The organism is Acinetobacter sp. TR11, from assembly GCF_027105035.1.
GTDB lineage: Bacteria > Pseudomonadota > Gammaproteobacteria > Pseudomonadales > Moraxellaceae > Acinetobacter.
Window position 1 is genome coordinate 1,442,484 of record NZ_CP114256.1, and the last position, 12,584, is coordinate 1,455,067.

Genomic DNA, 12,584 nt, shown 5'->3' on the forward strand with positions numbered 1-12,584 from the left:
TTGGATGAAAATCAAAGATTTGAAGTATTTTCACCAGTCACAAATGATAAATTAAAAATAAGTTTAGAGTTCTACATGTCATCTAAAGCTAATTTTAAACAGTTAACGTTGGTTCATTCTATGCATTTAATATTTAAAATGCAGAGCTTTCCTAAACTTATTTGTAGCACTTTTTTAATTACTTCTTGTATATCAGCTGCTTGTGCGCAAGAACAATTAACAGATACATCAAATAATAAAACCGTAGACCAACAGTCTTTGAATCAAGTTAAATCTGATCAAAATACTGAGGACACATCAACTGTTTTATCAAGCAGTACAAATCAGTCTCTTGTTAATCAAGCCGAACAAGACAGCTTGTTGGCATTGAAACAGCAAGAGCAGTCTAATAATCAGATTAATGAATTAAAACCGATTCAGCTTGATGATAATTTAGAAAATTTGCCAGTTATCCCTGTTGATCAAATAATGGCAAATGAAATTTTTCGTGAGGCTGAGAGTGCAAAAAATGAGGCCCAAGCTTATCGAGAAAGTACGTCAAAAAATCCGCCAACAGTTGTTAATGACATTTCACAGCCTGAACTGATAGAAATTACTAAGGCTCCAGTGGATATTAATCTGCTGATGCAAGACATTCAAACCGACAGTAAGATTGTCGTTGAAGCAAATGAAACGGGTAGAACATTACCAGAGTTTCAAACACAAAGTGATCAGCCTAAAGAAAAAGTCGGGTTCTTCCGAAAAATATGGAATCGTTTTCACCCAGATAACTTGATGGGTGCAGAGAAAATTCCGCGCATTACCGCTGATGTAACTGGTGCTCCCCCTGCGTTGGCTGCAAATATAAAAGCAAAACTATCAAGTTTTACTCAAGAATCTTTTGAAGACTTTAACGTTGCTTTACCTCAATTAAGAGTGTTGACCAATCAGGCTGCACAAGCTGTAGGCTATTATAATGCTACGTATAAATTTGAACGGGTAAGTGATAATAAAGTTAAAGTCATTGTGACACCGAATGAACCCGTCCGTATTAAAGAGCAAAATATTGAATTTTCTGGTGCGGGTGAAAACTTGCCTCAATTCCAAGTTTTACGTTTGATCCCAGAACAAGACAAAGGGGACATTTTTAATCACGGTAAATATGAAACAACAAAAACAAAGATAGTGAATGCCGCATCAGATAACGGTTTTTTTGATAGTTATTGGCGTTTGCATGATGTCAAAATTAGCCAGCCAGAAAAAGTAGCTGAAATTAATCTAAAATATGAGACGGGTGAGCGATATAAACTTAAACAAGTTGAGTATCGTATGAGCGATCCAACTAAGCCATTGCCTTTAACTCAAAAAGTTTTAGATAGTTTGGCACCTTGGAAAGAGGGTGATGACTATGCATTTTGGCGTGTAAATGCCTTAGCAAATAACTTAACGAATACACGTTATTTTAATTACACATTGGTAGATACGATTAAACCTGACCCAGTTCAGCCTACTTTAGAGTTAGCGCCAGATCTTCAAGCTTTAGTCGATCAACAGAAAATCCAACAATCCCAATTGCTAAATAGTCAACAGAAAGCAGAATTGGCAAGACAAAAAGTAACTTCTGCCCAAGAAGTGACGCAAAATGTCGTTGATGAAACACAATTCTCTGGAGGTCAACCCCCTCAAGCCTATGCTCTAGCACGCTCTATGCCCTTATCACATGAACATGATGATGACGAAGATGAACGCCAGAAATTAGAAGAGCAAACGAGAATTGAGAAAAAAATTCCAGTCGTAGTCACGCTTAATGCAGATCGTTTGAATAGTTTAGAAACTGGTATTGGTTACGGTACAGACACGGGTGCTCGTGTGCGTAGTCAATACAGACGAGCGATTGTGAATAAATATGGCCATGCATTTGATGCCAACATTGAGGTGTCACAAATTCGTCAATCTATAGATGGGCGATACAGCATCCCTTATAAACATCCACTCAACGATTACTTTAACCTTGTGGGTGGTTACGAGCGCGAAGAGCGCAATGACATTGGCCCAGATATTAATTTATTGGTTGAGTCCGCTGTTTTAGGTGGTGAACGTGTTATTAAAAATCCTTTGGGTGATTGGCAACATATCATTGGTTTACGTTACCGTTTAGATCGTCTAACTAAAAAAGGTGATATTGATATCAATGAATTACCTGATGCTTTTAAAGTATCAGGGATTGATTCGGAACAAGAGTCCTTGTTATTTGGATATGAACTTTCTAAGACCAATAGTAATTCTCGCTTGAATCCAACTAAAGGCTTTAAGCAAACCTACAAGCTTGAATTAGGGACAGAGTCATTATTCTCAAATGCAAATATGGCAATTTTGACAGGCGGCTGGCGTTTTATTTATTCATTGGGTGAAAATGAAAATCACCAATTTGTAGGTCGAGCTGACACCAGTTATATTTTCACAGATGATTTTAAAAAAGTGCCTTATAACCTCCGTTTCTTTACAGGTGGAGACCAGTCTTTACGCGGTTTCGATTACAAAAGTCTTTCACCAGAGGAGAACGGTTTTAAAATCGGTGGACAAGCTTTAGGTGTAGGATCTTTAGAGTACAATTATCAGTTTAAAGATGGTTGGCGAGCAGCAATTTTCTCTGACTTTGGTAATGCATATGACAAACAGTTTAGTAACCCAACCGAATATAGTATTGGTGTTGGTATCCGTTGGAGATCACCAATAGGACCAATACGGCTTGATGTGGCATCTGGTATTTCCAATGACAATAACCCGATCCGATTACATTTCTTCATCGGCTCACAGCTTTAATAATTTAAAAACATCCTTTAGAAAAGCTCAAACAATTTTAGGTTGATTATGACGGAAGTAGAACCGCAACTAACGCCACCAGTTGGACCAAGATCAGAACGACGCATCATGAGAAGTGTTGCGTTAATTTTGTCGATCATACTTTTGTTATTGGTTAGCTCTTTAATCGTTATGATTTCTACCGACAAAGGCAGTCGTTTTTTATTAGATCGGGTACTGCAAAGCCAAAAAATGATTCGTTATGAATATGAGGGTGGAAATTTACTCAGAGGAATCATCCTTAAGAATGTTTTAGTTCAATTAAAAGCTGTAGATGTTACTTTGGATCGTGCTGATGTTTCTCTTGGTTGGCGCGCAATCTTAAATAAAGAAATACATTTAAGTCATGCTGATGTACGTAATCTGAGAGTGATCAACAAAAAACCGCCTTCAGGTAAACCATTTGCCTTTGATGCAATCAAACTTCCATTCGTATTGCGTGTAGATGAAGCAACTCTTGACCATCTTGAGATTAAAACTCAAACATCGAAAGTTGGTTTTAATGATATTTACTTGAAAGATGCCCTATGGTCTGGAACCAAATTAGAGTTTAAAGACTCTAAAATGGATATGGGGTATTTGGCAGTGCAACATGCTACAGGAAAAATGGATTTTAGTGGTAAATATCCAATTAATGCGAAAGCAGATCTAATTATTCCATCGTTAAAAAGTTTAAATATTCATACTATTAAAGTTGTTGCAGCGGGATCTTTAGATACATTAAAAGCAGGTATCGCAACACAGACTCCAGATTTATTAACGGGTTGGGCTGTTATACATCCAGTGCGTGATCACGTACCGATGCAAGGCGAACTGCTTTTTAAAAATTATCATTTACCTTTGTTGCAAGAACAGAAATTATTTGCCAAAGATGGTGTGGCAAGATTTAGCGGTGATATTCAAAAATTGTTCCTAAATCTAGATACCGATTTGACAGGTGAGCAAATCCCCGAAGGTAAATACAATGCTTTAATGGAGACAGATCTAAAGAATCAATTGAATATTCAAGACTTTAATGGTCAATTAATGGATGGATCTATTGCGCTCAAAGGTTTAGTCAATTGGCATGAACATGTTTCATGGGATATTAAAGGTCGTTTGGATCATTTAAATCCTAAAGATAAAACTGTTCCGCAAATCGCACAGGATTTTTTACCACCTAATTTAGATGCTAATTTAAGTTCATCCGGATCTTTGGAAAAAGGTTTAGCTTTAAGTGCACAGCTTGCTTTTGATAAATATGAAACTTGGGCTGTTAAACTCAATCAAGCTGCATCGAAAGATCAAAAACCGCAGCCGATGCTATTAAATGTTGCATGGAAAAATATAGATCGAGCAGTCCCTTATATTGGTTGGTTGAGTAGTGAAGATGGTCATACCGACATCGCCTTAAAACAAGGTCAACAAGATATCTATGTTTCTACAACAGTGAAACCTCATGAGAAAGCATTATTACCAACAGGTAAATATGATGCCCGTCTTGATATAAAATCAAATCTGCTGAATGTTGAAAACTTTCGTTATCAGGCTGCGAAAGGGAGTTTGTCGGGGCAAGCAAAAGTTAAATTACCTACTGAAAAGCAACAGTTGGCGTGGCAGGCTCAACTTAAAGCCGAGAATTTCAATCCACAAACAGTCGTTGCTACTGCACCTGTTAATCTATTAAATGGCGATATTAAAGCAACTGGTTTTGCAAAACCGAATCAACAAATCATTCAACTTGATCGTATTGATTTAAAAGGTCAAATTGTTCAGTCAGATCGTATAGAAACCGTTGCATTAAAAGGCAAAAGTACAGCCGCATTAATGTTTAATGATCAGAAGTCTGGTGGAGGTTTTAAAAGCTTTGCAGTTGATTACAACGGTTCATTAAATGCATTAAATCAAGGCAATGGATTGTTGAAAATCAACGTGGCAGGAACACCAGAATATATAAAAATTAATGAGTTAAAACATGATGGTGTGGCAGGTAAGATTTTTGCTACAGGTGCTGTGAATCTAAAAGATAAACTTGGTTGGGATATCAATGCATCTTTAGTACGCTTCAAACCACAGTATTTTGTTTCAACACTTAAAGGTGAACTCTCAGGGCATGTTAAAACACAAGGTGTTTGGTCTGAAAAGCTTAAGCGCATTGATATTCGGGATTTAAACGCGGCAGGTTTTCTCAATAATAAACCTGTTCGTGGTCGTGGCAATCTTACTTTATTGTTAGACTCCAATCAGAAAGGTTTTTTACCGCAACAGTTTGAAGCCAATAACTTATTTTTTGCCTATGCTCAGAACCAGTTACAAGCCACAGGCAATGCACAAAGTTTAAGAGTGAAACTGAATGCTCCAGCCTTGTATGAGCTTTATCCGGGTTTGCAAGGTCGTGCCTACGGCGTTTTAAACGTTCAATCACAACCACGTTTAAAAGCAACAGCCAATATTGCCGTGGATAATTTTGCATTTAATGAATTGGCGAGTATTCGATCTTTACGTATTCAAGGTGAATTGCCTACTTCTGAAGCAACACCTACATTATTAGTTGCCAAAGTTGATCATTTACGTAGTGGTAATCGTGAAATAGAAAATGCAATGATTAATTTGGGTGGTACGCGCAAAGCACATATATTAAAAGTTGAAAGTAATAATCGCCAATCTAATTTTTATGTACAGCTTGCAGGTGGTTTCAATCAGAACAATGAATGGTTAGGACAATTACAAAAAGGTCACTTTAAATCACGCCGTATTGATTTAGTACAAAATCAAAGCGCGGCGATCATTTATTCTACAGCTCAATCTGAACTTTATATTGGACAGCATTGTTGGCAAAGTCTGCATAGTCAGGTTTGTTTGGATCAATCGGCACGTATTAGCCAAAATAAAGGTAATTTTTCAGTTGTTACAAAAGATCTAGATTTAAATGATTTTGCGGTATTTATGCCAGAAGGTTTAGCAGTTACTGGTCAACTCAATGGTTATGCTCGAGCTTCGTGGGCTAAAGGTAGTCGCCCAAAACTAGATGCAAGTTTAGTCACACGCAAAGGGGCATTGGGCCTTGCACCTGATGATCCTCAAGATATTGCGACCACAGTTACCTATGATGAATTGAGCTTAATTGCGAAAAGTGTCAATGATGGCTTGTTATTCCGTGTGGATATGAAAACACCAGACATTGGTACAGGTTACGCTAACGTGATCGTGAATCCATTTCAAAATGGAATGCCAATGCGTGGTGAAGTTGCTTTTGATGATGTACAACTCAAAGTATTCAAGCCATTTATTAAAGATGTACGTTCAATGGCGGGGACATTAGCACTTGCTGGAAAAATTAATGGCACACTGACTCAACCACAATTTACAGGTGAAATGCGCTTAAAAAATGGTGCAATTAGTATGATTTCACTGCCTGTAAATCTAAACAACATTCAGCTTTATTCGTCTATTCGACAAGATTCAGCAAGTATTGATGGTGCGTTCAACAGTGGACAAGGGGTTGGGCGATTAAAAGGTAGCTTTGATTGGAAAGAAGATCCTCATCTCGCGCTTAGCTTGAAAGGCGATAATCTTTTAATTCGACAAGCGCCGATGATTACCGCAATCGTGCAACCAGATTTAAATTTGGATGTTTACCCATTTAAACAACAATTGAGTTTAAGAGGAACGATTGATGTACCACGTGCTCGTATTTCAATGCCAGAGACTACTGCACCAGTTGTAAATATTTCACCAGATGTACGAGTCGTACAGCAAGGACAAGATTTGCTTGCGACATTGAAAGCAGCTAAACCGTGGGATATTCGTGCGGATATGACACTGACATTGGGCAATCAAGTGATCTTCCAAGGTTTTGAAAGTAATATTCCATTGGTTGGTCGCTTGCATTTATCACAACGTGGTTTAGAAACTGCAATGCGAGCAAATGGTGCAATTGGTGTAAGTCAGAAAGTGAAGATTGAAGCTTATGGTCAAAGCTTAGATTTGAACCGAGCAATCGCACGTTTTAATGGTCCACTTGCGAATCCAACACTTGATATTGATGCGAATAAATCAGTCCAAGGTAGTATGGTTGGTTTGCGTGTTACTGGGACAGCAACCGTTCCAAATGTTCAAATTTATAATGATGCAGGTTTATCTGAACAAGAAGCATTGAATGCGCTAGTTACAGGTCGTATCAATGAAGGAAGTAGCGGCCTAAGTAATACAGAAGGCTTTAAATCTGATGTAAATAATACCATTGCAGCCGCAGGCATCAGTATGGGCTTAGGAGGAACGCGCGCGTTAACGAATCAGATCGGTCGAACATTTGGTCTCAGTGGTTTAGCACTTGATGCACAGGGTACAGGTGATGACACCCAAGTGAGTTTAACGGGCTATATCACGCCAGACCTGTTTATTCGTTATGGTATAGGCGTGTTTACACCTGTAAATAAATTGACCTTGCGTTATCAAATGAATCGCCGTTTATACTTAGAAGCAAGTCAATCTTTAGAGCGAGCCATTGACGTATTCTATAACTGGCGCTTTTAAAGCTTTTTTAGAAAACCTGTTTTATGAAAATAAAGCAGGTTTTTTTATGCTAGATATTTTTAAAAATATGTTAAAATAAAAATAAGTTATTGAAAAATATATAGATTAATGACATTTTTTGGAGATAGTGAATGAAACCTGTCACTTTAAGTCAACTTTTGGCAACTATAGGCTTAATATTGCTCAGCTTTACATTCCAAGCACATGCAAAAGAGTATTATAAATGGGTCGATTCGAAAGGGGTAACGACTTATTCTGCAACACCACCGCCCACTCAGAAGCAAGATCCTCAACTTGATCCAACTAAAAAAAATATAAATACAACGGTGACAACTCCCAGTGCGATAAATGTTTCTGTGGCCAATAACAAAGAACAAAAAAATGTTCCAACGGTAACGACACAAACTGCGAAATCAACAGGTACAACTACTGCAACCTCAAATGTAACCATTACAGCCGCGAGTGAAGCACTGATCCCTGTGAAGAATTGTAATGGTGTAAGATGTTGGGATGCGAAAGGTAAACCTTATAATTTAGTTGCAGGCACAACGTATCTTTCTTCTATAGGCGGTAAATGTCAGAAAATGGGTAATAGCATGCGATGCAGTAAATGATTTGTATTATTTTATTGCAGCTCATACCGATTTAAACGCTTCTTTTTTGCAAAATGAACAACTTTCAGTATGATGTGTGCATCAAATTAGTCGCAGTATGATGATGAAGAAAGTTTTATTGATTGCAATAGGTTTGGTTCTCGTTGCTTGTGCAGATAAAAAACCATTAACTCCGGCAGAACAGTGGCATGGTTATTGTGTCAGTGTGGGGAATGCAGCACGTTCAATTACTTTAGATCGCCAAAATGGAATTGAACACAAGCAAGCAATAGAACATGCGACTAAAATTGAAGATGAAACAACACGTAAATTTATTTTTGAAATTATTGAGACGGTATATGCGTTACCTGTTGACCAGCTCAAGGCAAATCCTGATGCAGAACGTGAACAGTTGAAGCAAAAATTTACAGCGCAATGCTTAGCAACACCACATGATAAGCTACCAAAGTATAAATCATTTTAATGGATTCACAGAAAAGACAACACGTGTTGTCTTTTTTTATAGATCTAATCTGTTGTTTTATTTGGCTTTGATCTAAGACCAAAGCGGTATTCAAAAGAGACGAACATTTCGCTATAAAATAATGGGCATCACGTAGAAATACGGTAGTTGCATTAACTTTTAACGCGAAGTCTAGTAAAATTTTGCTGTCCATATTACTTGTATAGCTTGTAGCAAGCTGGAACTTACAAGTAATTTTTTAAAAAAGAGGAATAACACTGTGCTAGAAGCTTACCGCCAACACGTTGAAGAACGTGCCGCACTCGGAGTCCCACCGAAGCCGCTTGATGATGCTCAAACTGCTGAACTTGTAACTTTATTAAAAAATCCACCAGCAGGCGAAGAAGCATTTTTAGTAGATTTGCTTGAAAACCGTGTTCCAGCAGGTGTTGACCAAGCTGCGTATGTTAAAGCTGCTTTCTTGGCTGCTCTAGCAAAAGGCGAAGCAACTTCTCCACTTGTAACTAAAGAGCGTGCAGTTTACTTACTAGGTACGATGCTTGGTGGTTATAACGTTGCTCCTTTAGTTGAACTTCTTGACAATGCTGAGCTTGCTGAATTAGCTGCAGAAGCATTAAAGAAAACTCTTCTTGTATTTGATGCATTCCATGACGTAGCAGACAAAGCAAAAGCAGGCAATGCTGCGGCTAAAGCTGTTTTACAATCTTGGGCTGAAGCAGAATGGTTCACAAGCCGTGCTGACGTTCCAGAAGAAATCAAAATCACTGTGTTCAAAGTAACAGGTGAGACGAATACTGATGACTTATCTCCAGCTCAAGACGCTTGGAGCCGTCCAGATATCCCATTACACGCAAATGCAATGTTGAAAAACGAGCGTGACGGTATCAATCCTGAAAAACCAGGTGAAGTTGGTCCATTAAACCAAATCAAAGAATTGATCGCGAAAGGCAACCAAGTTGCTTACGTGGGTGACGTTGTTGGTACGGGTTCAAGCCGTAAATCTGCAACTAACTCTGTACTTTGGTTCTTCGGTGACGAACTTCCACACATTCCAAACAAAAAAGATGGTGGTGTGTGCTTAGGTTCTAAGATCGCTCCAATTTTCTTCAATACAATGGAAGATGCAGGTGCATTACCTGTAGAAATCGACGTTGCTAACATGAACATGGGCGACGAAGTTGTATTGAAAATTGATCATGCTGCTGCAAAAGTAACTGCATTCAAAGACGGTGCACAAATTGCAGAAGCTGAGCTTAAAACGCCTGTACTTTTAGATGAAGTACGTGCGGGTGGTCGTATTAACTTGATCATTGGTCGTGGTTTAACTGCGAAAGCACGTGAAGAATTAGGTCTTGCACCTTCTACTTTATTCCGTACGCCAGTACAACCTGCTGACACTGGTAAAGGCTTTACACAAGCTCAGAAGATGGTTGGTCGTGCATGTGGTTTAGCTGAAGGTCAAGGTATCCGTCCGGGTACTTACTGTGAACCTAAGATGACAACTGTTGGTTCTCAAGATACAACTGGTCCTATGACGCGTGACGAGTTAAAAGACTTAGCGTGCTTGGGCTTCTCAGCTGACTTAGTGATGCAGTCTTTCTGTCACACTGCTGCGTATCCAAAACCAGTTGACGTAACAACTCACCATACATTACCTGACTTCATCATGAACCGTGGTGGTGTATCTTTACGTCCAGGTGATGGTATTATCCACTCTTGGTTAAACCGTATGTTACTTCCAGATACTGTTGGTACTGGTGGTGACTCACATACTCGTTTCCCAATCGGTATTTCATTCCCAGCGGGTTCTGGTCTTGTTGCGTTCGCAGCTGCAACTGGCGTTATGCCACTGGATATGCCTGAATCTGTACTTGTTAAGTTCAAAGGTAAAATGCAGCCTGGTATCACTTTACGTGACCTTGTACATGCGATTCCTTACTATGCGATCAAAGCTGGTGACTTAACTGTAGAGAAGAAAGGTAAGAAAAACATCTTCTCTGGTAACATCCTTGAGATCGATTTATCAGAAATGGAAAATGACTTGACTGTTGAGCAAGCATTTGAACTTTCTGACGCATCTGCTGAGCGTTCTGCTGCTGGCTGTTCAATCACACTTTCTGAAGAGAAAGTTGCTGAATACTTACGTTCTAACATCACCATGTTGAAGTGGATGATCGCAGAAGGTTATGGCGATGCTCGTACAATGGCGCGCCGTGCTGAAAACATGCAGAAGTGGTTAGACAACCCAAGCTTGTTAAAAGCGGATGCTGATGCAGAATACTTAAAAGTTTACGAAATCGATCTTGCTGACATTAAAGAACCAATTCTTTGCTGCCCGAACGATCCAGATGACGCGAAACTTCTTTCTGACGTTCAAGGCGACAAAATTGATGAAGTATTCATCGGTTCTTGTATGACCAACATTGGTCACTTCCGTGCTGCGGGTCAGTTACTTGACAAAGTACCAAGTGGTTCATTGTCTACTCGTTTATGGTTGGCTCCACCAACACGTATGGACGAGCATCAATTGATGGAAGAAGGTTTGTATAACATCTATGGTCGTGCTGGTGCGCGTACAGAGATGCCGGGCTGTTCATTGTGTATGGGTAACCAAGCACGTGTAGCGCCGAACACTACATGTGTATCGACTTCTACTCGTAACTTCCCTAACCGTTTAGGTCAAGGTGCAAACGTTTACTTAGCTTCTGCTGAGCTTGCATCTGTAGCTGCTGTTCTTGGTAAATTGCCAAGTCCAGAAGAATATCAACAGTACGCGTCGCAAATCGACAGTGCTGCTGCTGACATCTACAAATACTTAAACTTCGACAAGATGGGCGAATATACTAAAGAAGCTGATCAAGTTGATACTAAGAAGATTCAAGCTGCTCAATTGACTTAATGAGCTAGGATCAAGAAAAGCCGAAAGGCTTTTCCCTAGCGCAAGAACAAAGCTATGCTTTGTTTGAGCAAAAAGCTAAAATAAGGGCTGAGTAATCAGCCCTTATTTTTTATAAAATGAAAAGTATTTTGACGATAAAAGATAATATTTCTGAACTAGTTAATATTATCCATAAAAAGCAGAAGGTTGAGGATCTAGAAATAGCAATTAAAGATTTAGTTTCTTTAATGTTAAAGGATTATCCTTATTTAAAACCGCCAAAATTTTCAATTATTCCGACAAAAACTTTAGCATTTTCTGTTTGGTATGAGGAACCAAATGCAATTACAGAGACATTACTGATTGAGCAAAATGGTTTTACTGCTTATTTATGGAGGTGTGATGACCAAAAATGGTATTTGGATGATTTAGATTCTGAACCTCATGAAATTGCTTGCAAATTAATAAAAAATATACCCGTACTTCACTCTATTCCTGAGAACCCGAAAGAGATTAAGCATTTACTTGAAATTGGATTAATATATTTTAATCCAATTTTATTTCCTTGTTTTTCAAATAAAAAATTAGACGACAGTAGAGAAGTATTAACATGGGACGATCGCTTTTTATTAGTAGGTACTCAACTGAAGAATCTTAAACTTTATAGCCATGAAGAGTGGAAAGCTTTGATAGATAGAGAAAACTACCATTTAAACTGAGGTTCTATTTATGGCATTACTACATGATTTTGTTTTATTGAATAAAAATGAATTCTCTTATGATGATTGCTGCGAGCTAGTCGGTAAGGTTTCTTATGATGTTTCAATCCATGATGATCTTATTATTTATTTTAATGATTTTTTAAAATGGATACCTACCTATAATCCAAGTTTAAAAGTTAGGCATACTGGTTTAAATTATTATGGTGTAACAGTGATTGATGGAGATGGAGCTAAAGAAGCATTTCAATTGTTTTCTAGTCTAGTTAATATTCTAAAGTTATCGCCAAATGTTTTAAAGTTAACAGGCGCATATACTTTTGTTCACGCATATGATGATGTGACTGACCCAAATGAAAATGTTGATCGTATTTTACGAGAAACAGCAGGCTATGAAAAAATTATTATGCAAAAGAGTGAAGTGATAAGACAATTTGAAACATTGGCAGGGCTTATGCAAAAGATCATTGATTCAGATGGTCATTTGTATGTTTTACATTTTGGTATTTAAATTTAGAGGAACATTTCTATTCGTACAGTATGTTCCTCATATT

7 protein-coding genes are annotated in these 12,584 nt (G+C 38.2%); all 7 read left to right on the top strand.

The window, feature by feature from the left end; all coding sequences use genetic code 11:
* The first annotated feature begins 75 nt into the window (after nucleotides 1-75).
* The gene (locus O1450_RS07000; RefSeq protein WP_269230219.1) at nucleotides 76-2,802 is read left to right on the top strand and encodes an autotransporter assembly complex protein TamA; all 2,727 of its coding nucleotides are present in this window, start codon (nucleotides 76-78) and stop codon (nucleotides 2,800-2,802) included.
* A 48-nt stretch (nucleotides 2,803-2,850) separates the two neighbouring features.
* Nucleotides 2,851-7,356, top strand: a complete 4,506-nt coding sequence (locus O1450_RS07005; RefSeq protein ID WP_269230220.1) for a translocation/assembly module TamB domain-containing protein — start codon at nucleotides 2,851-2,853, stop codon at nucleotides 7,354-7,356.
* Between the two features lie 131 nt (nucleotides 7,357-7,487).
* On the top strand, nucleotides 7,488-7,970 hold the full coding sequence (locus O1450_RS07010; RefSeq protein WP_269230221.1) for a DUF4124 domain-containing protein: 483 nt from the start codon (nucleotides 7,488-7,490) through the stop codon (nucleotides 7,968-7,970).
* 103 nt (nucleotides 7,971-8,073) lie between these two features.
* Nucleotides 8,074-8,433 (top strand): hypothetical protein, encoded by a 360-nt coding sequence (locus O1450_RS07015; protein WP_269230434.1) that lies wholly within the window; start codon nucleotides 8,074-8,076, stop codon nucleotides 8,431-8,433.
* Nucleotides 8,434-8,692: 259 nt separating this feature from the next.
* Entirely contained in the window at nucleotides 8,693-11,332 is a 2,640-nt protein-coding gene (locus O1450_RS07020) for a bifunctional aconitate hydratase 2/2-methylisocitrate dehydratase (protein ID WP_050040059.1), read from the top strand.
* 116 nt (nucleotides 11,333-11,448) lie between these two features.
* A complete protein-coding gene (locus O1450_RS07025; RefSeq protein ID WP_331276168.1) occupies nucleotides 11,449-12,030 on the top strand; it encodes a hypothetical protein in 582 nt (193 codons plus the stop codon).
* Between the two features lie 10 nt (nucleotides 12,031-12,040).
* Complete coding sequence (locus tag O1450_RS07030; protein ID WP_269230223.1) at nucleotides 12,041-12,541, top strand: hypothetical protein; 501 nt, start codon at nucleotides 12,041-12,043, stop codon at nucleotides 12,539-12,541.
* The last annotated feature ends 43 nt before the right edge of the window (nucleotides 12,542-12,584 follow it).

Bases quoted from the DNA above. Each gene is read 5' to 3' on its own strand.
- O1450_RS07000 (WP_269230219.1), top strand. From the start codon at position 76: ATGTCATCTAAAGCTAATTTTAAACAGTTAACGTTGGTTCATTCTATG.
- O1450_RS07005 (WP_269230220.1), top strand. From the start codon at position 2,851: ATGACGGAAGTAGAACCGCAACTAACGCCACCAGTTGGACCAAGATCA.
- O1450_RS07010 (WP_269230221.1), top strand. From the start codon at position 7,488: ATGAAACCTGTCACTTTAAGTCAACTTTTGGCAACTATAGGCTTAATA.
- O1450_RS07015 (WP_269230434.1), top strand. From the start codon at position 8,074: ATGAAGAAAGTTTTATTGATTGCAATAGGTTTGGTTCTCGTTGCTTGT.
- O1450_RS07025 (WP_331276168.1), top strand. From the start codon at position 11,449: ATGAAAAGTATTTTGACGATAAAAGATAATATTTCTGAACTAGTTAAT.
- O1450_RS07030 (WP_269230223.1), top strand. From the start codon at position 12,041: ATGGCATTACTACATGATTTTGTTTTATTGAATAAAAATGAATTCTCT.